The sequence below is a fragment of the Gracilibacillus timonensis genome (assembly GCF_900086715.1).
Classification (GTDB): Bacteria; Bacillota; Bacilli; order Bacillales; family Amphibacillaceae; genus Gracilibacillus; species Gracilibacillus timonensis.
Window position 1 is genome coordinate 334,830 of sequence record NZ_FLKH01000011.1, and the last position, 24,272, is coordinate 359,101.

A 24,272-nucleotide genomic window follows, 5' to 3' on the forward strand; every position below is an offset into this window, starting at 1 on the left:
ACGAAGTAATCGTTATAAGTGAAATAATAATGTGCCCTTCTTCAAATAAAGATGATCATAGTGCTATTTTAAAAAAGTCATATTCCCTTCATTACTGGAGTTATCATGGTTATTTAAAGAAATTAACATGTGAAAGTATAAGAGGGGGAGAGGAATTAAAAAATGATAGTAGATGTTCTTATCTTTATGGTTGTATTTTAAGAAAAACTAAATGATGGGGGATTAAAAAGTGACTAAAACAGGACAAAAAATTACTGCGATTAGAGCTTATGTTGTAGAAGGGGGAGGAGCAGATTATCACGACCAGAGTGAAGACCACTGGATCGTTGGACAAATTGCTACTCCCATGAGTATTTATCCCGAATATAAAGCAACACGTACTAGTTTTGGCATAAATGTTTTAAATTCTATAGTCGTTGAAGTAGAGGCTGATAATGGAGTGGTAGGTTTTGGAATTTCAACTGGAGGTTACCCTGCCGCATGGTTGATAATGAATCACTTAGATCGATTTGTAGTCGGAAAACCTGTTGAAAATATTGAATTAATGTGGGATCAGATGTATCGTTCCTCCATTTATTATGGACGCAAAGGCATTGTAATGAATGCAATATCTGCTATCGATCTAGCTCTATGGGATTTGCTTGGTCGTCTTCGCCAAGAACCTGTTTACGCCATGATAGGTGGTAAAGTGCGTGAGGAACTGCAATTTTATGCAACCGGCCCACGTCCGGATTTAGCAAAAGAAATGGGCTTTATCGGTGGAAAATTACCACTTGTTTATGGTCCTGCAGACGGCGATATCGGTTTAAAGAAAAATATACAACAAGCAGAAGAAATGCGAAATCGAGTGGGTTCTGACTTTTGGTTAATGTGGGACTGTTGGATGTCATTAGATTTGCCATATGCTCAAAAATTAATGGATGAATCGGCTAAATTAGGCTTCAAATGGATTGAGGAATGTTTTAATCCGGATGATTATTGGAGTTATCGTGATTTAAAGAAACGTGCTGGTAACAACATCATGGTGACTAGTGGGGAACATGAAGCAACTCGTTATGGTTTTCGTCTTTTATTAGAGTATTGTGATGTAGATATTATACAACCAGATGTAGGTTGGTGTGGTGGCTTAACGGAATTAATGAAGATAGGCAACATAGCTGAGAGTTATGGGAAATTAGTTATTCCCCATGGAAGCGGTGTATACAGTCATCATTATGTGACCACAAAGGTTAATAGTCCATTCACAGAGTATATTATTACAAGTCCAAAAGGAGATAAGATTCTACCTCAGTACTATCCCTTAGTCGCAAATGAACCTATCCCTAAAAATGGGAAATTAAAAGTTGAGGATACACCAGGGTTTGGTGTTGAATTAAATCGAGATAAACATTTAATCCCTATTAATAAAGGAAAAAGTGTATAAGAAATTGCGAAAAAATGTATTTCGTAACACGTAACTAGTCAAAGGGTTAATAACTTGTAAAGGAGAACAGATATGAATACCAATCAATTAGCTAGTGAAATTGTGCAATATATTGGCGGAAAAGAAAATGTTAATAGCTATGATCACTGTTCAACTCGTTTACGTCTTGAATTAAAAGATAAGAATAAAGCAGACATCAGTCAACTGGAAAAGCTCGAAGGAACAATGGGCGTTATCAGCGAAGGAAATCAGTTGCAAATTGTTATTGGGAATAATGTAGGTGTTGTGTATAAGGAGGTATTATCTCATCTAGGAGAAATCAATTCAGAAAAAAATGAACCCGAAAGCGGCAGTGTAATACAAAGATTAATGCAAACAATAAGTGGAATATTCGTTCCTATTATTCCTGCAATTGCTGGGGCAGGGATGATAAAAGCTCTTTTGGCAATCTTACGAACTACAGGCATATTAGAAGAAGGCGGAAACACTTATTACGTTTTAAATTTTATTTCCGATGCTCCTTTTTACTTTTTACCATTTCTATTGGCCTACACTTCTGCGCGTCGATTTAAGAGTAGCCCCGTTTTAGCTATGTGTTTAGCTGGTGTTTTGCTACATCCAGATTTTTCTCAAGCAAGAATAGATGAACTCGACTTATCGATCTTCGGGGCGCCAATTGTTATGGCTAACTACGGTGCTAGTGTCATTGCCATTATACTAACAGTATGGATAATGTCTTACATTGAGGTATTTGCTGAAAAAGTAGTTCCAAGTGTTATTAAGGCTATCTTCAAACCACTAACTATACTTTTTGTTACTAGTATATTAGCGTTAGTAATTATTGGCCCATTAGGTACGATCGTTGGTGAAGGGCTTGCTGTTGCTCTTGAGTTTCTAAACGGCTTAGCACCTTGGTTAATTCCATTTGTAACTGGTGCATTTGCTCCGCTATTAGTTATGACAGGTATGCATTATACACTCGTTCCACTTACGACCATTCAGCTTAGTAACTTGAATCATGAGATCGTAATGGGGCCAGGCTTTCTGGCAAGTAATATGGCACAATCAGCTACGTCATTTGGAGTAGCATTAAGAACCAAGAATCGGGATATGCGGCAATTATCAATCAGTACAGGTATTACTGCGCTATTTGGAATTACCGAACCGGCCATGTATGGTGTAACATTAAAAGTAAAAAAAGCGTTGATCGCAGTCATTATTGGTGGAGGTGCTGGTGGATTATATGCCGGTATATCTGGTTTAGTAAGATATTCTTTTGGCACACCTGGTGTAGCAACACTACCAGTTTTTATAGGAGATAATCCTATGAATATTGTTCATGCCATCGTTACTATGGTCTTAACTTTTGCGGTAACCTTTACTGCTGTCTATATTTTAGGAGTGGGTAAAGATGCAAAAATTAATATAACTGATGAAGGTAGTTCAACGGTAGAAAAGAAAAGGAGCAACGAAAAAATAGATATAGGAAAACCCGTAATAGGTACTAATGTTGATTTATCGACTATTGATGATCAAGTATTTTCAACACAGACAATGGGACCAACCAAAGCTTATATGCCAACAGAAGGGAGAATCGTCTCTCCATTCAATGGGACTGTTTCCATGATATTTCCTACAAAACATGCAATTGGTTTAAAAAGTGAAAGAGGAGTGGAAATGCTCATTCATGTAGGGATAGATACAGTATCTTTAGATGGTAAATACTTTATAGGAAGTGTTAAAGAAGGAGATGATATAAAACAAGGGCAGGAACTGCTAACATTTGATGTGGAAAAAATTCAAGAGAGTGGTTTGGATCCTACCGTACTAATAGTTATTACGAATAGTACTGAATTTAATAAGGTAGAAACAGATACCGAAGATGACACTGTGTTCAGAATTAATTAACCTAAGTATTCTGTCATCTTTTGAGGTTGATTCGGAATGGGTGACTGAGTTTGTTCCGAATCAATCCTTAGATGAAGGTTAAACTATCATTCACGAAAATAAGGAACGATAAAAAATTGGAGGTAGTAAAATGACTAGAAATAATAAAACGCCAAAATTTCCTGAAAACTTTCTTTGGGGTGGAGCCATAGCAGCTAATCAGGCCGAAGGGGCTTGGAACGTTGATGGCAAAGGAGTAGCTATTACAGACGTTGTTCGTGGTGGCATAGTTGCAGGTGCAGCGGATGAACACGTTATAGAAGGAGAAAATTATCCAAGTCATGAGGCTATTGATTTCTATCATCGCTATAAAGAAGATATAGCTTTATTTGCAGAAATGGGGATGAAATGTTTTAGAACATCGATTGCATGGACTCGTATATTTCCTAATGGGGATGAGGAAGAACCAAATGAAAAAGGCCTGCAGTTTTACGATGCTTTGTTTGATGAACTCTTAAAATACGGCATTGAGCCAGTTATTACCCTTTCACATTACGAAACGCCTTTACATTTAGTAAATGAGTACGGTGGATGGACAAATAGGAAATTAATCGGTTTCTTTGAAAATTATTGCAGGGTTGTGTTTAGTCGATACAAAGATAAAGTGAAATTTTGGTTGACCTTTAATGAGATCAATAATCTACACACGATTCCGTACGCGGCAGGTGCTATTAGAATTTCTAACGAAGATAATAAACTGCAAGAAATTTATCAAGCAGCCCACCATTTATTTGTTGCTAATGCTACGGTTACAAAACTTTGTCACGAAATAATTCCTGATGCAAAAATTGGTTGTATGTTAACACTAAGTACTGCAACGGTGTATCCTAACACCCCTAATCCAGATGATGTTTTTGCTGCTTATGAATTGCAACGTCGTTCATTATTTTTCTCCGACGTGATGTTAAGGGGCTATTATCCTAGCTATGTGAAAAGAATTTGGAAAGAGAATAATATACAAGTGCAGATGGCAGATGGCGACTTAGATATGATCATGGAAAATACATCTGATTTCCTAGGATGTAGTTATTATAAGAGTTCTATTTTCCAAGCAAATATGTCAGCCGAAGGAAATACAGGAGGTATTTTAGGTCTAGACAATCCTTATCTTGAAAAAACGGAATGGGGTTGGGGGATTGATGCCAAAGGGGCTAGGTATGTTTTTAATGCTGTTTATGATCGTTATCAAAAACCATTATTAATTGTTGAGAATGGATATGGTGGAGTAGATCATTTCAATGAAAATGGAGAAATCGTTGATGATGCCAGAATCAGTTTTTTAAACAAACATCTTATTGAAATTTCCAATGCCATAGAAGATGGTGTCGAAATACTCGGATACACATGGTGGGGACCGATTGATATTGTAAGTGCTGGTACAGGAGAGATGAAAAAACGTTACGGATTCATATATGTAGATAAAGATAATAAAGGGGAGGGAACCCTTAATCGTTACAAGAAGAAAAGCTTCGATTGGTATAAGAAAATTATTGAAACAAACGGTGGAATTCTGTTTGATTAATTTAGAATGAACTCTAATAGTATAAGTTTTCTTACATGTACGATGAATTAAGTTATAAATAAATTGTATATAATGTTGTTGCCATAGTTACAGAATAATAAGGGAGGTCAATAAAGTGAACATACAATTTCATGGTGTAGTTGTGCCAGTACCAACTATTTTATATAGAGATGGGCAGGTGGATGAGAAAGGAATGAGAAACCTCATCGACTTCTTAATAGAATCAAAGGTAAATGGTCTATTCTTTTTAGGCTCAGGAGGAGAGTTTGCACAAATGTCAGTTGAATTAAGAAAAAAGGTAGCTGCATTTGCAACTCAATATGTGAACGGACGAGTGCCAGTATTAATTGGTACTGGCACTCCTAGTACAAAGGAGACGATTGCATTAAGTACGCATGCACAGGCGATAGGTGCTGATGCAGTGGTAGTAATCAATCCATATTACTATCATTTAGCGGAGGAACATCTTTTTCAATATTTTTCAGAAGTCGCAGATCAGATCGAGTTACCAATTATTTTATATAACTATCCGGCATTAACGGGTCAAGATTTGACTGCAGAATTTGTTCTTCAATTAGCGAAAACACATTCCAATATTGTAGGTATTAAAGAAACAGTGGAGTCAATTGGACATACTCGAGAAATGATTCAAACGGTGAAATCGGAAAAACCTGATTTTGCAGTATTTTCAGGATATGATGATCACTTCTTATCCTGTTTAGTAAATGGTGGTGATGGTTCCATTCCGTTAACAGCGTCATTTGTGCCAGAATTTTCTGTAGGAATTTATCAATCTTTTACCAATAATAATTTCAGAGAGATGGTCGACTTTCATCGCAAACTAGCCCCTCTGTTACAGTTGTATAAACTAGACACACCATTCATGAATGTTGCAAAAGAAGCAATACGAGCTCGCGGTATCGAAGTTTCAACAGATGTTCTAGCACCAGCCCGTTCACTTAGTATAGACAAAGTCAAATATGTAAAAGACTTTTTAGAAAATGTATTAAATAAATAGCGTTTATAGAAATTTGCTTTTGTGGATGATATCAAGCAATGAATATTTCGAAAAGACCAATGAATTGTGCCCCAGCTTATAACAGCATATGATTGATAACCTTACAAAAATAATTTCTTATCCATATTTATCTTGGTGCAAGCATTCTAAGCCCCCATTTGAGAATTTAGAAGAAGTTTAGGTGGAGAGATAACGGATGTTAACACTTCAATAAGCTTCAATGTTCTTCAGTAGGAATGAAGAAAAAATTGCTAATAGCAATCGTATTTTATAAGGGATAATTAGAGTGTCTTGCACATTATGAATGGTATGTCTTGTTCCTAAACGAATATAAATGTGCTAAAATATTGGTAACTCGTGACAATAGATGTGGCATGTGTTAGATGTGTTTATCCATAAGAGGCTCGGAGCTGTTATAAGATAGTATAGATGTCATGGTATATCGTTAAGCTCTTTTCTTACTGAAGATTAGGAAATGAGTTATATTACTTAAATTTTAGAAGGTGGTGATAGTGTGTCAGGAAAATATTGGGTTCCGGCGATTGAAAGAACCAATTCAGTGATGCATTTAATTGCAAAAGAACCTGGAAAATATAAGCTAATTGATCTATCAAAATCACTTGATATAAATAAAAGCACTATGTTTTCTATGCTGAATACGTTGGAAATGCTCGGATGGGTAGTTAAGGAAGAAGGAGATACCTATACACTGGGTCCAACACTTGGATCGTTAAGCACTGCATATTTTAGCCAGTTTAATATCTTGCAGTCTTTTTATACGGAAGCAGAGCAATCGGTAAAAAAGATTAATGAAAAGATTCAACTAGGTGTTTTGCACGGGACAAATGTAGTGTATTTGGCAAAAAAAGAGAGTGATTCCCGAGTAAGACTTGTTACTGAACCGGGCATGCAATTTCCCGCTCATGCAACAGCAATTGGTAAGATTCAATTTGTTCAATACACATATCAACAACTAAAAGATTTATATCCTGATTATAATCTGCACGTTTTAACGCCCAATACCTTAAAAAATATTGATGAACTATGGGAACAATTGAAGGCTGCGAAAGAAGTAGGATTTATTTATGAAGAACAAGAAGGTGCAGAAGGTTTTTGCTGTGTGTCTGCGCCCATTTTTAATTATGAAGGTAAATTGATTGCAGGAGTTAGTTTTGCAATGCTAGAAAATAGTTGGAAAATAAAAAAGGAAGAGGCTACAGAAGAAATAATAGAGTTAGCAAAGCGTCTATCTAGGTTGGCTGGCTGTGAAGATTATGAAAAAGTATTAAGTTTATGAAAATATCTTAACTACTGTCCAAAGCAGATGGGCATATGAAGCGAATTTAATAAAAAACTCGAAGTATGACTTGTATTAGGATAAATAACCCGACATGATCATCATATTTAACAGTTATCCCAACAAACAAAAAAACTAATCTAAAGAAAAGAATGGAATGAGAGGTTAGTAACATCTTATCAAAATAAGTTTAAAATCCTGCATACCAATAAATTCATCATCATCTTAGAAGATGAATCGGAAGAAATATTTGGATTTTTTGATGAAGATTTTTCATTCATTGACATCTAAGAAATCTTAAAAACCTTTAACAAAAGACCAAGCAATAAGAGACAGCACAGTTCTCGATCCCAAGCCAGTTTCGATGTTGTTGGCTGGCATCGAGGGTTTGCTTCTCAGTATCGACACGGATGACCAAATCAATGGAATACCAGACGATCGAAGATTTTTATTTGTAGTGGAAACATAGTTAAGGTATATGCCTCAAGCTCTATCCAGTATGATAAACTAGCAACACATTTCCACATTGAAATGTTTGAGTTTCTATTAATTCAAGCTTTGATTGAAAATTGTTAAATAATTGTTGCCCTTTCTCAAGCAAAATAAGATTGATGATCAAGAGATACACAGTAATTAGATCTTGTTGAATAAAGAATTGAGCAATAGTAACACCTGCAATAGAGCGAATTTTTACCGGGTTAAGATTTTAACTTGTCTATTTTCAAAGCCACCTTTTCTTTTACCACTTTTGTACCTCATGTTTCCTTTTCCAATATGTGCGAGAAAACACCATTTTCTCCATTTGATTCATTTTTTAGCGAATGAATGGTTTTTTGCTGTATTTTGGTGATCTAATGCATATATTGTAAAATATTGGAGTAACATGTCATAGGCTACCCGTCTATAAAGTAACGTATCCACAAAGTCTAGGAGACTATCCATGTAATCATGCATTTCCTGGTCCATCATATGCCATGAAATATTTCTGTTTTCACTAGCAACAAACCGTCTAACGACATTACCATAGATATAAAATAATTTTCTTCATTTGGTCACTATCCTTTCTATTCTAATATACAAATGAATAATGGAGTCCTTCTTAATTGTGGTCTTTGCCAGTTGACAAAATGAAATACTTTAGCAATTTCTTCTCCAAATCACCTCTAATTTTTAAGGGAAGATAGAAATAGCCGTAATAATAAAAGGTTCAGCCTTTTGAACTTTTCATCTTTCCAATAACCAATTATAATGAAAGAAAAGGAGTTATTCCAAACCTAAGAGGAGCGTCTTATAATGGAAGTTGGAAGAAATGACCCATGCCCATGTGGTAGCGGGAAAAAATATAAAAAGTGTTGTATGAAAAAGGACAATCTGGTCTCATTACAAAAAATCAAGGAAGAAAGATTATATGCGGCAAAACATGAACTTTTAGAGCAGCTAAAGGATTTTGTGTCGGGATCGTGCTTGTCATCAAGAGAGTACTATACTTTAGAATCTGAATTTAAAAAAAGAACACAACATACAATGGATAGGGGATTTTTTCAGTTTTGGCTTTACTTTTTCCATCGTTTCGAGAACGGTAAACGTGGTATTGAATATTTTCTATCAGAGATGGGGGATCAGTTAACATCAGCCGAAAAAGTAATGGCTGAGCGGTGGGCAGCATTACGCCCGCAATTTCTGCAAACTATTAATGAAACAGAACGATCTGTTGTGTTTGAAGACTATCACACCAAGCAAACGTATCATGTGCCAAAACGGACAGAAAACTTACCAGTTGTTTTGCCGTGGATGAGTACGATTGCCTTCTTAGAGCCCATCGAGGACGTCTATTATTTTAATGGTGTAAGAATGCTCGTCAGCCCCGAAAAGTATCAAGAGTCGATTGATTATGTCGAAAGAGTGGCCGAAGAGCAACAAATAGATAGGGAGCAGGTAATGTTGGACTACTTCCCTGAAATTCTGCTCTCACAAAAGGATTTACCAAAGGATAAACAGGAAACACAAGAAGTAGTCTATTATACGTATAAGTTCACAATTGGTAAACCAGAGGCGATGGCGGAGAGTTTGTATCATGACCCTGATTTTGTTATTGAGAAATGGGATGACGCCCATAAGAAGCTTTCGTGGGTGAGGGGAGGTAGTATCTATCGAGATAGTGAATGGCCGGAAGACATTACCTTGTATAAAGTAGACGCAACCATTCAACTCGACGGCGATGTCATCACCTGTACGACAACTAAACAAGCGTATTATAATAAAATATTAAATAAGATAAAAAAAGTAAACCATTCCTTTTCCTTAATCGATGAGCAGGAAGAGGTATCTAATGTTCCTAAGAATATCGTACTTGATCAATACTTGGTGCAATCAGCAGAGGAATTTCCGGAATATTTAAGCACCTACGCTTCATTCAGGATTGAATTTATGCTGGATCAGCCTTTGCCTCAGTACGATCATCAATCCGTCCATCAACTTGTGGCTAATGGGGATACCAAATTGGCAGAAACTTGGCTGAAGCATTCTGAATTTGAACTAAATAGAATCGTGCAACAAGACTATGGACAGGTAGAAATTACGCCAGACTATAATACAGCTCGAAAAGAATTAGGCTTTCCGTTATCACCATGGGTAACAGGAGGAGAAAACCGCCAAAGTTCCATCACGCCGATGGCACAAGTGAGTGTATCAGAGAAAGATATCTACGCGTATGAAAGGTTAGGTTTTACCCCAGACACAATCGATGCTTTTTATGTTAAGGATATTGTCGATTTTTATCAAGAAAAAACGAGCGGTAAATCAAAAGGAACCGAAAGAAAGTATCGAAATAGTTTGTATGACATTCGAGAAATAATGGAAATCAAGTCATTGCACAGCTGGACGGAGTGTGAGGAGACATTCTGGAAGCAGTTGTTAACCAACGATATTTATGCCCTTTTTGGTGGAAAGCAACACGTGAGCAAAACCCAATATCAGCATTTACTGACAACCGTTCGGGCGTTTGTACAGTGGCTGTCACTGCAAGGAAAGCTGCATTTGCAACAAGACATCACCACTATTATTCAAGAGGCGGAAAGGGATAGAAGCTTATATGATGATTCTATCAAGCTGCTTGAAGCCGTTGATAGCTTGAGAAAATAGGGCCTTAAGATGGTCATAGAGACGATCCTTTTGTTTTCTTCCGTGCACTTATGCTATGATATGGAAGGAAAAAAAGCAGCTTGTGAATGAAAGGAAGCAAAATATGAGTACCAATTTTTGGCGTGATTTACCACGACCATTTTTTATATTAGCACCAATGGAGGATGTGACAGATGTCGTCTTCCGTCATGTCGTAAGTGAAGCAGCCAGGCCGGATGTGTTTTTTACGGAGTTCACTAATTCGGAGAGTTATTGTCATCCTGATGGACGCAATAGCGTGCGCGGCCGCCTGACGTTTACAGCGGATGAACAACCGATTGTTGCTCATATCTGGGGAGATAAGCCGGAATATTTTCGGCAAATGAGTATTGGTATGGCGGAACAAGGGTTTAAAGGTATCGATATTAATATGGGCTGTCCCGTAGCCAACGTGGCCGTGAAAGGAAAGGGAAGCGGCTTAATTCAGCGACCAGAAGTGGCAGCGGAATTAATTCAAGCGGCAAAAGCAGGTGGCCTGCCGGTTAGTGTCAAAACGAGGTTGGGTTACACGGATATTGAGGAGTGGCATGATTGGTTGAGGCATGTCTTTGAGCAAGATATTGCTAACCTCTCGATCCATCTGCGCACCAGAAAAGAGATGAGCAAGGTCGAAGCGCATTGGGAATTAATTGCAGAAATTAAGGCATTGCGTGATGAAGTTGCACCTGACACCTTATTAACCATTAATGGGGATATTCCTGATCGTCAAACAGGCTGGGAGCTTGTTCAGCAATTCGGTGTGGATGGCGTGATGATAGGCCGCGGAATTTTCGCCAACCCTTTTGCCTTTGAGAAGCAGCCGCAAGAACATGACAGCCAAGACTTGTTGGATCTGTTAAGGGTGCATCTTAATCTGTATGACAAATATTCTGCATTAGAGCAGCGCCCCTTTAAACCGCTCCGACGCTTTTTTAAAGTATATGTCCGAGGTTTTCATGGGGCTAGCGAGTTAAGAAATCAATTGATGAGCACATCAACAACTGATGAGGTACGAGCGATGCTGGATCAATTTGCAGAAAAAAAGGCCGTTGAATCAGCTCATTCAGAGTAGAATAATAAATATCCTTTAGCAGTTATGGATGACGACTGTTTTTCATGGATTGAGACGAATAATGGTCGTCATATTGAGGATGACTACCATTTCTGCTGCAAAGGATGTACTGGTATAATACATAGTAAAATAATTGCTAGAGAAGAGGCTGATCTCATTGTCTATTCAAGAATACAAAAACGTTGCTTATGGTCCACATGGTAGAAATAAGCTGGACGCTTATATTGTGAAAAACGAGACTGTTCCGTCACCACTCGTGATTTTCTTCCATGGAGGTGGTTATGTTGGTGGCGAGAAGGAAGGAGCAGCCACGGAACTAATGCATGATTGCTTAGCGGCAGGAATCTCCTTTGTCACGTGCAACTATCGATTTATCACTACCGATCCATACCCGGCCCCGATGCAAGATGGCACGCGGGCGATTCAGTTCGTACGGAGTATGGCGAAGGAGTGGGGATTTGATGGCCAGCGCATCGCCTCCGCCGGCTCATCGGCAGGAGGACATATTGCCTTGTGGAATGCATTAAACGGAGATTTGGCTGACCCAGCAAGTCCAGATCCGATCGAGCGTATTCCTTCTGATGTGACGGCATTCGTAGGACATGCTACACAAGTCTCTAAAGATCAACGGTTTTACGAGCCAATCTATACTGGTCCTCATATCCAACCTAATTTAACTCTTTTTTATGGCATATCCAGTTTGGATGAACTAGACCGCCCCGACATTATTCGATTGGCGGAGGAAGCATCGGCCATTACGTATATGTCTGAACATGCACCTCCTGCTTTTATGTCCTATGATTTTCCATTAGAAGGGACGACTATTCCAGCGGATGCTTCGGTAGATAAAGTCATTCATCATCCCATGCATGGTTATCTATTAAAACAAAAATATGATCAGTTAGGCATTCCCTTCACACTGCGACACGCCGGTGATCCTGTTCAAAAGGGTGAAATCACTCGGTTTTTATTAGAACAGTATGGTGAAAAATAGAACTTACTGCTAGAGAGGAGATATGATTTCCTCTCTTCCCATGCTGGTCGTCTTCCATCATACTCTCCTTATATTCAAAACATAATCCGCCCCATATTTAAGATTTTCTTAAGGAACCTGTTAAGCTGTTCTTATGATTTAGCCTGTAAAGTTATGGAGAGAAGGCTTTCTATCATAACAGAAAAGAGGTATAATCATGGCAGAAAACAAGGTGTATCTTCTTTTAACGGATACGGGTTCCTTTTTCACAAAACTGATCAAATTATATACAAAAAAGCCCTATAATCATGCTTCGATCTCTTTTCAATCGAATGTAGCAGAGGCCTATAGTTTTGGTCGCAAAAAAATGAACAACCCGTTCGTGGGAGGTTTTGTCAAAGAGAACTTGAAAACGTGCTTTTTTCAACAAGCGGAAGCCGTTGTTTGTTCTCTTACCGTCACGGACATACAGCTGCATCAAATGAAACAATATATACAGGAAATAGAAAAAGAGAAGGAACACTATCGCTACAATTTCTTGGGTTTATTAGGATTCCTCTTCGGTACGCCGATTCCAAGAGAAAAAGCGCTGTTTTGTTCTCAATTTGTCGCCACTGTACTGCAACAAGCAGAAATCCTTGATTTGGAGCGGCAACCAGCACTGATGACGCCTTATCATTTGCTGGAGATAGCGGAGTGGGAGTGGCTCTATCAGGGGAGGTTAAAGGATTATAATAATCACGGGACAATAGATAAATGGTGCATTCCGAATATGGATCTCCCAATGGAATGGGGGTAACAAGGTAAAGGAGGAACTCATATGGAGCAATCGACCAATATTTTAGTTGTAGAAGATGACAATGATATTAACCAATTATTATGCAGGATGCTGACCAAGAGCCAGTATCATCCCCAACCTGCCTATTCTGGAACAGAAGCACTCCTTTATTTAAAGCAGCAAGATTGGGACTTGGTGTTACTTGATTTAATGCTGCCAGGGATGGCCGGGGAACAGGTTCTTACTAATATAAGGGAAAAGGGTTCTATTCCCGTTATGATTATCTCTGCTAAAGAGGAAAAACAAACGAAAATTACCAGTTTGCGTGCGGGTGCTGATGACTTTATTACCAAACCTTTTGATCTGGATGAGGTGTCTGCTCGAATCGATGCACTTTTGCGCAGATATAAACATACGAAGGAGACCCCTAGCCAGCTATTAACCCATAAAGATATCGAACTTCATGTAGAAGAAAAAACGGTTTATGTAAATGACATACACCTCACGTTAACTATCCGAGAATATAAGATTCTTCTTTTGTTAATGACCACTCCTCAAAAGGTATTCTCTAAAGCAAATGTCTTCGAAAGCGTGTGGGAGGAGCCGTTTCATGGGGATGATAATACAGTAAATGTCCATATAAGTAACTTACGGACGAAACTCGGTAATGCTAACCCAGAAGCAGAATATATAGAGACGATCTGGGGAATGGGCTACCGTATGAAATCTTAAGGTTTTCCTAAGGTTTCATTTAAGCCTTTCTTAAGTTTTAGCGGGCATACTAAGAAGGTACGTCCATTAAGAAAGGAGCTAAAAGGAATGAGTGACTATATTCTAAAAACCAAGCAGCTAACCAAAATATATAAAAGCGGTGTAGCTCTTGATCATATTAACCTTTCCATAAAAAAAGGCGAGATTTACGGCTTTATTGGACAAAATGGTGCAGGTAAATCTACGATGTTGCGTTTAGTAGCGGGACTTGCCTTTTCATCAAGCGGTTCGGTGGAGTTATTTGGCAATGACGATCCTAAAGCCTTGCCCGAGGCCCAGAAAAGAATGGGAGCTATCATTGAGAATCCTGCCATTTTTCCAGATATGACTGCGTATCAAAATCTAGCCGTGCAGCGATTGCAGAAAGGGATTCCGGGAGAAGAATCGATGCAAGAAACCCTTGATCTAATAGGTTTGTCGAATACCGGAAAGAAAAAGGTGAAAAACTTTTCGTTAGGGATGAAACAAAGACTTGGACTTGGTCTCGCGTTATTAAGTGATCCAGAATTCTTAATCCTGGATGAGCCGACCAATGGACTGGATCCAATGGGGATTGTCGAGCTGCGGGAATTGCTCAAAAAACTCAATCAAGAAAAGGGACTAACTGTTTTAATATCCAGTCATATACTCAGCGAACTCCATCAGCTTGCCACCAATTATGGTATGATTCATAAGGGAAGGCTATTAGAGGAGTTGACGGCAGAAGAATTGGATGAAAAATGCAGGCAGCATTTGCAGATAAAAGTGGATCAGCCATCTAAAGCTGTCATTGTTTTAGAAGAGGAGCTGTCCACAACGGATTTTGAAGTAATGCCGGATGGTATGATCAAACTATATCATCACACTGACGATGTTCGTCGTGTATCACGTGCGTTAACCAGTCATGATTTAGTCATCGAACACCTCTCGCAGAATGGTGACAGCCTAGAGAGTTATTTTGCCAAGCTAGTAGGGGGTGCCGAACATGACTAATTTAATCAAGGCTGAATGCTATAAGTTAACACGGAATAAGACATTTTGGGTGCTGATCGTAACGATGGCAGGCCTCAGTCTCTTACTGCATCTTCTCGTTATCTTGGATTGGTGGCAATTATCAGGAACAGTATTCGATCAGGCTGGATTAAGTGAATGGAATGCCCTAACAGCATTTCATTTGTCCTTATTTTTTAACATTGTCATCAGTACGTTGGCCGGTTTTTATCTGGCAACAGAATTCACCCAAAGTGGTGTGATTAAAAACCAAATCATGAGCGGCCATAAAAGAAGCCATATTTTTCTTGCTAAATATGTGATCTATTCGTTGGGATCAGTGCTTGTTGCTATCTTGATTCCATTCGTAACAGCACTTATCTTCGTTTGGTTATTAGGTCATGGGGAGATACTGAACGATACCAATAACCTTTATCTAGCGAGAGCGTACAGTTTATTTGTCTTACAGTTTCTCAGCTTTACAGCGATTGTGTTATGGATTGCAGTAGCGACAGAGGACAGTGGTAAGACGATCTTATTTACGCTTTTGCTAGCAATTGTAATGTTTGCCATCGAAAAGCTGGTGACAGTCCCATTTGTCCAAGCTGTGTATGAACTTACCTTCTTCTATCAATTAAGTGAGGTGTTTCAGTATCAGCTAACCAGTACCGAAGTTATCAAGTCTGTTCTGGTAGGAATGGTATCATTATTGCTTCTACTCGGGTGTGGAGTATTTGTTTTTAATAGAAAAGAAATCAAATAATATTCGGTCAGCAGGTGATGAACATGTGGTATGCAATAGTCGTGCTATTATGCGTAAGCCTTTTTTTGCTTATTCGTTGCATGACGTTAAAGAAAGAAGTAAAAAAGGTAAGCCAACAGCTGCAGAAGTATAACCATCGCAAAACCAACAAAAAAATAGATGTGTCTCTTTTAGATAAAGATATCGAAAGACTGGGATGGGAAATCAACCAACTGATTGATTGGCATGTGTCAGAGCACAGGAAGCGAATTTATTTTCAAAAGGAGCAGCAGCAAGCTGTTGCTAATATGTCACATGATTTACGAACGCCATTAACTTCTATTTTAGGATATATCCAGATGGCAGAGAATCAAGATATTGCGGAGACGGAGCGCAAGGAATTATTAGCTGTTGCTAAGAAAAGAGCCTACAGGCTGGAGGCGTTATTAAATGACTTTTTTGAGTTGAGTACGATCGAATCTAAGGATTATGAGCTACAATCGGAGCGAATCAACTTGAAAAACGTAGTTACAGATGTCTTGATGAGTTTCTATGATCGCTTTCATAAACAGAATCGAGAGCCAATCATGGATATGCCAGAAGCTGCTATATCGATTGTTGCGGATAAGTCAGCTGTCACGCGGGTAGTGGAGAATCTATTATCGAATGCGATTGCCCACTCTGAAGGAAACATAGAGATCGTTGTCGAGGGAGCAGGTACCAAGGCAAGGCTAGTAGTGAACAATAAGGCGCATTCCTTAACGGAGCAAGATATCAGCCGCATGTTTGATCGATTTTATATGGCAGACCACTCCCGTACTAACGCCAGCACGGGTTTAGGTCTGTCTATCGTCAAAAGTTTCATGGAAAAAATGGGCGGAACCACCAGAGGAAAGTTAGTTGATGGGAAGTTGTCTATCATCTGTGAGTGGCAATGTGCAAAAATATCCTTAGAAACATGACTGTTTTTTCTGCATGGCGATGGCATCTAGGATGTTCAGACATCTTTTATGATTAAGCCCTTCCATATATCGTCCCATTCTTTGTTTTGCATCCGTTCCTTATAAACGGAGTGGCGTTTCGTGTCTTTCTCATCATTCGGAGTTGGTTTAACAATCCCTTGAAATAAATCCTCCAAGCCATAGGGAGCCATTATTTTTATTTTTTGATGAAAGAGCTGTGCGGCAACGGCAGTAGCTGTTTCTGGAAAATGAGAAACACTGTCAAAGGATGAGCGATAAGGTGCTTGATTATTTTTGGCGTGCATTCGAGCTTGATTTTTCACGGACCAAGGTTGATTCGGCATTTGGCTTTCTAATGCGGCCTCTAATTTTTTCTCTGTACTCCTGGAAAGGTCTGTTTGTTCGAAGTAAATCACATCGATATCATTTATGTTGGTCTGACAGTGGTGCAGGGTATCCCAAACTTTATTTCTGATGAATCCGGCAGCAACCCAGCAATCAGGCAACTGCAGCTTTTCTACAGCTTCTAAAATCGACATGATATAATTGTCTTGTTGGAGAATAGAGATTAATCTATCTTCAAATTTCATCATATATATCCCACTCCCACCTTTATCCTACAACATAATAAAGCTGAATGAAATGAGAATGTAAGATAGAAGTATTGAAAATATGCTTATCAGTAGGCATGCTTCACGACATGGAGGCCGTATAATGTCCAAAACAAAACGTTTAATAGAGCTAATGATGACAGTAAATGCAAAACGAAAATTTACAGCGCGAGAACTGGCAGAAGAATTTGGCGTTTCCTATCGCACGATTCTGAGAGATTTGGAGGAATTAAGTGAACTTGGTGTTCCGCTTTATTCAGAAGTTGGCGCGGACGGTGGTTATTATGTATTGAATGAGCGGATGCTGCCACCCGTTTTGTTAAAAGAGTCAGAAGCCATTGCGCTGTATTTCGCTTTTCAATCCTTGCAGTTTATAGGTGCCCTTCCTTTTGAAACAGAAACAGGCTATGTTCTAAAGAAATTGTATCATTATTTACCCGCTGAGGCGAAAACGCGTATTGATACGATGAAAGATCGAATAGTCTTTTGGAATCCCAACCGTGTTCAACAAGCGAATAAGCTGGATATACTATTAACTGCAGCCGTCGATCAATCTACGCTGACAATTTGCTATGACAGTCAGAAGGAAGTGAAGGAGAGAACGATTCAGCCCATTGGTTTGTATAGTCATAATGGATTCTGGTATTGTCCGGCTTATTGTTTTTTGCGTGAGGATATCCGTTTGTTTCGAGCGGATCGAATAAAAAAAGCGATACATGCGAGTGAAGAAGGACAAGAATTACCGTATGCATCTATCATGGAATGGATTAAATGGTCCGAGTCCGAAGTTTCTGATCCAGTTACTTTTTCAGTGGAATTGACGAGGAAAGGGGTGCGGCGCGCGCTGTCAGAGCTTGATTTAGAAAAAAATGTTCAGAAGCGGGAGGATGAGACAGGGTTTGTGAAAATGGCTATACCTAAGTCAGAATTAACCTATTTTGTCGATCTTATCTGGAAGTTTGGCAGTGAAGCACGAATCGTAGCACCAGAAGAGGCAGTAGACACTATAAAAAAGAAAATAGCGGACTTGATGGAGAAATATCACTAATTTTTTTCACTATTTTTTGAAGGGTGACAGGATTTGTCACCATTCCATGATAGGCTAGAAAAAAGGAAAGGATGATGATGATGTATGCCGTATCTAAGTTAAGAGAGGAATTATTAGTAGAGCTGGAGCTTGGCATCCGATCTATAGAAGGATTATTGAAGAAGGTGGAGGCAAAGGATTGGACTTACCGGCCAGCAGAGAACATGCGCAGTCTTCAAGAACTAGCCAGACATATAGTCTCCATACCAGAAGTTGATTTGAATCTCTGGCAGGAAAAAGATCAGAAGATGATTCAAAACTTGGAAGCAAAGTATGAGAGCATGGAGTCTTCTGAAGAATGGATCAAGGCGATGAAAGAAGGTTTCCATTTATTCAAGACGTATATGCAGTCCTTATCAGACGAAGATTTTTTGACCAAGAAAACAAAGCCTTTTTATTTAGAAGAGGGAGAGACACAGGCACATTGGCTTGTGGAAGAGGTTTCTCATTTATTTCATCATCGGGGACAATTCTTTAACTATCTAAAGCAGCTTGGCTACGATATCAATATGTTTGACCTATACGTTTAATGGAAAAACAGGGATCGGGATAAATTGCTGTGGTATGATAAAAAGCAGAACAGTTATCTCAGAAATGGCAGTTCATTTGCCCTGTGGATTTAGAAAACAGCTATTTAAAAGTTGGCGTGGTACTAAATGACGCCAGCTTTTTTATTTTACTTTTTCGCAAGTCATTATCTGCTATAATAAATGCAGAGAGTTTATGAAAAATACTTGCTTAAAGTAGAGGAAGGTGAGGGATGCCTCCGATGAGTAATTGGATAAAGGCACTTGTTGTTTTATCGATGGCTGTTGCAATAAACCTGGGATTTACATTAACGGCAGTTGCAGAAAATAAGATGAGTGATTTACATATCGAAGTGGAATTGCAGGAAGATGGTTCAGGTGTTGTGACAGAGCACCGTCAAATGAATTTAGATGAAGGTACAGAACTTTTCATTAAAATGGAAAACCTTGAGGGGTCAGAGGTGATCCATTTTTCAGTGAACGGTTTTACCGAAGAGCCTGACTGGGATGTTGATGCTTCACAAGAAGAAAAGGCGGGGAAATATGGAATGTTACCTACGGATGAGGGGGTTGAACTGATTTGGGGTATAGGAGAATACGGTGAAAACTCGTATACGGTAACCTACACTCTATCTAATCTGGTTCGCAATTTGGAAGATGGACAGGCCATGCTTTGGAACTTCGATACTTTTTCAGATATTCCCGCTCAAAACTTAACCGTTGAAATCTCTGGCTTTCAACCTTTTACGCAGGATATAGTAGATTTCTGGGGATTTGGTTTTGAGGGGGATATGCAGCTGGTTGGTGACCGGATTGTATGGGAGTCAGACGGTGAGGCAGATGGTGATGTCATTGCTTTAACCCAGTTTCCGTCTGATCTATTTCAAGCCGATCTCACAGAGGATATGACCTTATCCGAACAACAAGAAGAGGCAATGGATGGTTCTACCTACAATACAAGTGACAATTCCACGGTGAATTTTATCATTGCCAGTATATTTGTCATTCTTTGTCTGATCATTGGTATCGGAACTTACCTCCTTGTTTCTAAAACCAATAAAGCCAAAAGAGAAGCTGGCGCAATGAAGTCTATGTACAAGCTTGTATCAGAAAATAAGGATATGACGTATCAAACGATCCCGTATACGGGAGAAGATTATGCAGGCTTAAGTGCCCTTTTAAAACATTTGCAGCTTGGCTATTTTGAAGATATCTTTCAAGCTTATCTGTTAAAGTGGTCACTGAATGAAAAAGTATCCATAGAAGCAGAAGAAGAAAGCAAGTTTTTCGGAAAGAAATACCGTACTTCCCTCACGATAAATGATATAGAAAAGGAATTGAAAAAACATCCAACAACCTTTGGGGAGATTACGGATCAAATCGAAAACGAAATGTATGATGGAACGTATGAAAGCGGCTTGTGGACAATGCTTTTAGATGTTGCAGATACCAATGGTATGGTTACAGATGACGCCATTCAGGAATGGGGCAAAAAGTATGCAGATGAAGTCACTATTTTTGCTGATTATCTCCAAGACTATTCAGAAGCTTATCTAGAACGGCAAGGATGGTTTTCTTTTGAAGAAATAAAACCATTTGGTATAAAGCAGCCTATTATAGTTCCTAGCGAAGAAGGAGAGCAACTCACGCAGCGCTTGATTCAGTTTAATAATTATTTGACCCAATCGGATATGGATGCATTTACTAATTATTCCAGACCTCTTTCATTAAAAGATATGATGCTGTGGAGCGTACTCTTTGGTAAAAGTGAAAAAGTGTCCAAAAAGCTAGAAGGTTTTGTTCCAGATAACGATCATCAAGAAGACTGGATTTATTATCATTACTGGTATGGAGCTTACCACACTCGCACAAGCTGGTCTACAGGGCTAATCAGCGGCGGATTTCATTCCAGTACGTCGGCGACAACTGCTTCTGGCGGCAGTGGTGGTACTACAGGCGTCGGCGGTGGCGCTGGAGCTGGCGGAGGAGGTGGGGGCGGGGCCCGTTAAACGGCTCTTTCGCTTTTCAATGATTCATCCAGTAATCACACGAAGAAAAGCTCAAACCAATGAATGTTTGGGCTTTTCTTCGTTGGTTCCTTTTATGCTGTGAAATGATTGTTCCAACATCTAGGAAAAGGGATTGATTCAAAAGAGGTGGAAGCAGGCTGGGTTCACGACGCCCTATCAGTGATTCACTTTTCACGAACAATCCCAGTTATACAACACCTTGCTAAAGTCTCTCTTTTCCAAGTCCTCTTTGGAAATGAAGAAATTGGCTACCCCTACATCGCCCCACATAATATCGTCATCACTATCGAGTTGCAGCAGCAGGGTAGTTGACTCTTGGAAATCGCCGAAGTCACGCGGATCCCCTTGGATAAAGAAAGGATACCCACCAATTCGGTGACCTGAACTATCGAACGTCTCGTAGAAAGCATCCTCTAATGCATCATTTCCATCCAGTTCCTCTAGGATTGCTGCATAGGTCTCACGACTGCGGAAATCGCCGGTGGAGAGGGGTTCAAAACCCGGTTCAAAGGACAAAGCCAGTTCAGCTTCAACGGGAAACATGTCGCTATCTTGTTGGTCTAAAAATGAGAAATTCTGTAGCAATGCTTCCTCGCCCTCTATCACATTGTCATGAAACAGCACACGATAGCCTGATTGATTTAAGTCGCCATCGATGTCAAGGCCGAGCATATCATCAGAGCCATCAATATAGAATTGCAGTATGCCTTTAGGAGGGAAGGAAGGTAATGGCTCTGGTAGGTCTGCAAAATTAATTTGCGCCAGTAACCGTAATGGGTGTCCTTTGGGAGTCTTAGGGTATTCCATCGTCAAAGGGAAATAAGGATTGCCGCCGAATTTGCTTTCCCATAATGAGGTTTTTCTTTCTGTCGTTTGGATGAGGAGCACAGGCTCTAAGGTGCTTTCTAAGATGGGGCGATAGGCTTCGAGTTCTTTAGGAATGACAAATGATGTGTTCGCTGACATGTTGAAACCTCCTCTTATTTTGTTGTTTCTTTAATAATATAGCACATAGTGGGGAATAATCCTACAAGCAACTAGGGTGTCGATAAAAAGTTGAATGAGATATAATAAGGCTTGTCACTATCAATTGCAGAGGAGTAGGTGAAATGGGAAATAATGCATTTAACAAACAGCATGCAAAAAGGTATGATACAGAAGATAGAAGAAAACTCGCCAATATTATTGCGGATAAAGTTAAAACGGTGCTACCTGACAAGAAACAGCACTCCCTATTAGATTATGGTGGGGGAACAGGCCTGGTTACCTTACCATTAGCAGGACATTTTGATAATGTCCTCTTGCTTGATGCCTCACAAGAAATGATTCATGTGGCCCAAGATAAATTGGCTCAAATTCCGTACCATCATATCGAAGCAAGGAAGCTTGATCTAATGGAAGATGATCAATTGGATGTTAACGCTGATGTCATCCTTGTATCATTGGTTTTAATACATGTGCCAGACGTAAAAGCCTTGTTACAAAAATTAAAAAATCGATTAAATGAAGGCGGTCTTTTTCTAATTGTTGATTTTGACAAAAATGAACGAGTAGATCATCCAAAGGTGCACAATGGTTTTACTAGGGAAGAAATAAACGAGCTATTAACGAATATGGGTCTACATGATATCGAAATAAATACGTTTTATCATGGGAAGAACCTATTTGTGAACCAAGATGCTTCGTTATTTATCGCAACAAGCAGGGGATAAATCATTTTTCTTTATAAAAGCCCAACAGAAGCAGATAACCTACCATTAACGCTCGTTATCTGCTTTTGTAAAGGATAAGGCTTGGTGTAAATAAGCGTACAAATCTGCTTCCAACCCTGTTTTTGCGGCAAGATCAGGATTATCGGCATAGAATTTTTCGGCTTGCTGTTGCAACTCATTGTTTTCAGGTAAGAAGCTATTCATCATGCTTTTCCACTTGGTGGCGATTTCGATCACGGATGGATCAGATGGAGGGTAGTGCTTCTCCTTTTTGTCTCTCAATCTGGTTAACAGCTTATAAAACGCCAATTGACTATGCTGTAAGGTAGTTTTATCCATGGTGTGAAAATGGTCCCGCATCCAGTCTAGCTGAGCTTGGTTGAAATACTTGGAACGATCAGCTCTCATGGCATCAAATAGCATGGTTAAACTTTGTAAAGAGATCATGTTATCTGGCGAGCTGGAAAACTCTTGCTGCACCTCTTCCAATTGTGTTAAAAGCTGCTGCTGGGCTTCCATATCTGCCTTTATTCGCTCGGTGTGCATAGCTAAAGTTTCTCTAACAGTGGAGGGAGCCTGTTGTTCTTGGAGCTGTTTGACTTCTTCTAGAGAAAACCCCATTTGCTTTAACGAAAGAATTTCCATCAATGTCTGCAGATCTTTCAGCGAATATCGGCGGTGTCCTGCCTCAGTGTACAGGGAAGGGCTTAGCAAATTAATTTGATCGTAATATCGTAACGTTCTAATCGATAATCCTGTTATCTCGGCAATTTCTCCGATTTTCCAATATTTATCCATTTACGTCCTCCTGTAGATAGGTTCTCAACTCTTCCGTGGTGAACAAGTAAGTTTTACCACATATATTGCATGATGCTGGCATTGGTTGTCCCGATTGTATCTGATTTTCTATTTCGCCTTTATTCATGGCATGTAACAAACCAAAAAACATTTCTTTCGAGCAGTCACAGAAAAATTGGACCTCATCATAACCTATTATAGAGGATTCGCCAAAATATTTCCTTAATGTAGCTGCCAACTCGGTTTCCGTCACATTAGATAGCTTACTTAACACAGAGGTTAGCATATCAAAAGCTTCCCCTACATACATTAATAGCTCTTTAGAGGCCTGTGGAAGCAATTGGGCGTATAAACCGTAGCTATTAGCGATCGCATTCTTTTTTGTCCAGTCGATGTGTGTCTTGAACAACGTATCCGTCTGCTCACTTTGTTGGAAATAATGAGAGAAATCTTTGTCAATATCCTGATAAGGCATATCGGTGATCCCGGTAAATTGGTTCATGTTAGAACTTTTTATCATTCTGATCGATCCCTTTTGACCAATTAGCTGTTTAACAGAGGCTGGCTCTTGTGCTAGTAAATGATCATTAGCATAACCACGCAGATTACCCTGGGCGTCTACATCGATATGCATCTTGTTTTTCGGCTGGCTCATAAGCAGGGTCGTGCTCAATCGTTGCTTCTCCTTAAGTGTAGCAGATAACAGGCTGACAACAGAAAGAGAGTTAGCTAGCGTCGCTTTGATAACGTGGTTAGCCTCTTGGTGTATCGGAATGATTTCATTGAGTAATCCTGTGTTATTCGTCAAGTAGAGGCGGACTTGCTTGTCGAAAATCAATGTTTTGATGATGGAAGTGGACATCTATATTCTCTC

General features: G+C 39.3%; 21 protein-coding genes. 17 read left to right on the forward strand and 4 right to left on the reverse strand.

What is annotated here, in order from left to right:
* Positions 1 to 229: 229 nt before the first annotated feature.
* The 13 genes from rhmD to BN6556_RS08975 all read left to right on the forward strand — a co-directional run bounded on the left by rhmD (position 230) and on the right by BN6556_RS08975 (position 16,633).
* Positions 230 to 1,423 (forward strand): L-rhamnonate dehydratase, encoded by a 1,194-nt coding sequence (rhmD, locus tag BN6556_RS08915; RefSeq protein WP_066189930.1) that lies wholly within the window; start codon positions 230 to 232, stop codon positions 1,421 to 1,423.
* Positions 1,424 to 1,495: 72 nt separating this feature from the next.
* Positions 1,496 to 3,331 (forward strand): beta-glucoside-specific PTS transporter subunit IIABC, encoded by a 1,836-nt coding sequence (locus BN6556_RS08920; protein WP_066189935.1) that lies wholly within the window; start codon positions 1,496 to 1,498, stop codon positions 3,329 to 3,331.
* A gap of 130 nt (positions 3,332 to 3,461) precedes the next feature.
* Positions 3,462 to 4,892 (forward strand): glycoside hydrolase family 1 protein, encoded by a 1,431-nt coding sequence (locus BN6556_RS08925; protein WP_066189938.1) that lies wholly within the window; start codon positions 3,462 to 3,464, stop codon positions 4,890 to 4,892.
* Between the two features lie 115 nt (positions 4,893 to 5,007).
* Positions 5,008 to 5,910 carry a dihydrodipicolinate synthase family protein gene (locus BN6556_RS08930; protein WP_066189941.1) on the forward strand — a complete coding sequence of 301 codons (903 nt, stop codon included), beginning with the start codon at positions 5,008 to 5,010 and terminating at the stop codon, positions 5,908 to 5,910.
* Between the two features lie 514 nt (positions 5,911 to 6,424).
* Complete coding sequence (locus BN6556_RS08935) at positions 6,425 to 7,207, forward strand: IclR family transcriptional regulator (RefSeq protein ID WP_148436709.1); 783 nt, start codon at positions 6,425 to 6,427, stop codon at positions 7,205 to 7,207.
* A gap of 1,293 nt (positions 7,208 to 8,500) precedes the next feature.
* On the forward strand, positions 8,501 to 10,348 hold the full coding sequence (locus BN6556_RS08940) for a YecA family protein (RefSeq protein ID WP_066189944.1): 1,848 nt from the start codon (positions 8,501 to 8,503) through the stop codon (positions 10,346 to 10,348).
* Positions 10,349 to 10,451: 103 nt separating this feature from the next.
* Complete coding sequence (locus BN6556_RS08945; protein WP_066189947.1) at positions 10,452 to 11,438, forward strand: tRNA dihydrouridine synthase; 987 nt, start codon at positions 10,452 to 10,454, stop codon at positions 11,436 to 11,438.
* Between the two features lie 157 nt (positions 11,439 to 11,595).
* Positions 11,596 to 12,432 carry an alpha/beta hydrolase gene (locus BN6556_RS08950; protein ID WP_066189949.1) on the forward strand — a complete coding sequence of 279 codons (837 nt, stop codon included), beginning with the start codon at positions 11,596 to 11,598 and terminating at the stop codon, positions 12,430 to 12,432.
* A gap of 196 nt (positions 12,433 to 12,628) precedes the next feature.
* Positions 12,629 to 13,210: a hypothetical protein gene (locus BN6556_RS08955; RefSeq protein WP_066189952.1), complete on the forward strand. Its 582-nt coding sequence runs from the start codon at positions 12,629 to 12,631 to the stop codon at positions 13,208 to 13,210.
* A gap of 21 nt (positions 13,211 to 13,231) precedes the next feature.
* Positions 13,232 to 13,921: a response regulator transcription factor gene (locus tag BN6556_RS08960; protein WP_066189955.1), complete on the forward strand. Its 690-nt coding sequence runs from the start codon at positions 13,232 to 13,234 to the stop codon at positions 13,919 to 13,921.
* An 87-nt stretch (positions 13,922 to 14,008) separates the two neighbouring features.
* On the forward strand, positions 14,009 to 14,932 hold the full coding sequence (locus BN6556_RS08965) for an ATP-binding cassette domain-containing protein (protein ID WP_066189958.1): 924 nt from the start codon (positions 14,009 to 14,011) through the stop codon (positions 14,930 to 14,932).
* Positions 14,925 to 15,692, forward strand: a complete 768-nt coding sequence (locus BN6556_RS08970; RefSeq protein ID WP_066189963.1) for an ABC transporter permease — start codon at positions 14,925 to 14,927, stop codon at positions 15,690 to 15,692. The genes BN6556_RS08965 and BN6556_RS08970 overlap by 8 nt, the downstream gene beginning before the upstream one ends.
* Before the next feature lie 23 nt (positions 15,693 to 15,715).
* Positions 15,716 to 16,633 carry a sensor histidine kinase gene (locus tag BN6556_RS08975; protein WP_066189965.1) on the forward strand — a complete coding sequence of 306 codons (918 nt, stop codon included), beginning with the start codon at positions 15,716 to 15,718 and terminating at the stop codon, positions 16,631 to 16,633.
* A gap of 35 nt (positions 16,634 to 16,668) precedes the next feature.
* Here the strand turns inward: BN6556_RS08975 and BN6556_RS08980 are convergent, their stop codons facing one another.
* Positions 16,669 to 17,226, reverse strand: a complete 558-nt coding sequence (locus tag BN6556_RS08980) for a nucleotidyltransferase family protein (protein WP_078060004.1) — start codon at positions 17,224 to 17,226, stop codon at positions 16,669 to 16,671.
* A 121-nt stretch (positions 17,227 to 17,347) separates the two neighbouring features.
* Between BN6556_RS08980 and BN6556_RS08985 the strand changes: the two genes are divergently transcribed.
* The 3 genes from BN6556_RS08985 (at position 17,348) to BN6556_RS08995 (ending at position 20,867) form a co-directional block, all read left to right on the forward strand.
* Complete coding sequence (locus tag BN6556_RS08985; protein ID WP_066189971.1) at positions 17,348 to 18,292, forward strand: helix-turn-helix transcriptional regulator; 945 nt, start codon at positions 17,348 to 17,350, stop codon at positions 18,290 to 18,292.
* Between the two features lie 71 nt (positions 18,293 to 18,363).
* Complete coding sequence (locus BN6556_RS08990) at positions 18,364 to 18,861, forward strand: DinB family protein (protein ID WP_235817481.1); 498 nt, start codon at positions 18,364 to 18,366, stop codon at positions 18,859 to 18,861.
* A 239-nt stretch (positions 18,862 to 19,100) separates the two neighbouring features.
* Complete coding sequence (locus BN6556_RS08995) at positions 19,101 to 20,867, forward strand: DUF2207 domain-containing protein (protein ID WP_066191264.1); 1,767 nt, start codon at positions 19,101 to 19,103, stop codon at positions 20,865 to 20,867.
* 192 nt (positions 20,868 to 21,059) lie between these two features.
* Here the strand turns inward: BN6556_RS08995 and BN6556_RS09000 are convergent, their stop codons facing one another.
* Positions 21,060 to 21,854, reverse strand: coding sequence for a YwqG family protein (locus tag BN6556_RS09000; protein WP_066189976.1), 795 nt, complete (start codon positions 21,852 to 21,854; stop codon positions 21,060 to 21,062).
* A 143-nt stretch (positions 21,855 to 21,997) separates the two neighbouring features.
* On the opposite strand from BN6556_RS09000, the gene BN6556_RS09005 reads away from it, so the two are divergent.
* Positions 21,998 to 22,600 carry a class I SAM-dependent DNA methyltransferase gene (locus tag BN6556_RS09005; RefSeq protein WP_066189979.1) on the forward strand — a complete coding sequence of 201 codons (603 nt, stop codon included), beginning with the start codon at positions 21,998 to 22,000 and terminating at the stop codon, positions 22,598 to 22,600.
* A gap of 45 nt (positions 22,601 to 22,645) precedes the next feature.
* Here BN6556_RS09005 and BN6556_RS09010 read toward each other — a convergent pair whose 3' ends face one another.
* Both BN6556_RS09010 and BN6556_RS09015 read right to left on the reverse strand, forming a co-directional pair.
* Entirely contained in the window at positions 22,646 to 23,398 is a 753-nt protein-coding gene (locus tag BN6556_RS09010) for a MerR family transcriptional regulator (protein ID WP_066189982.1), read from the reverse strand.
* Positions 23,391 to 24,260 carry an Hsp33 family molecular chaperone HslO gene (locus tag BN6556_RS09015; protein ID WP_066189984.1) on the reverse strand — a complete coding sequence of 290 codons (870 nt, stop codon included), beginning with the start codon at positions 24,258 to 24,260 and terminating at the stop codon, positions 23,391 to 23,393. Before BN6556_RS09015 ends, BN6556_RS09010 begins: the two co-directional genes overlap by 8 nt.
* Between the last annotated feature and the right edge of the window lie 12 nt (positions 24,261 to 24,272).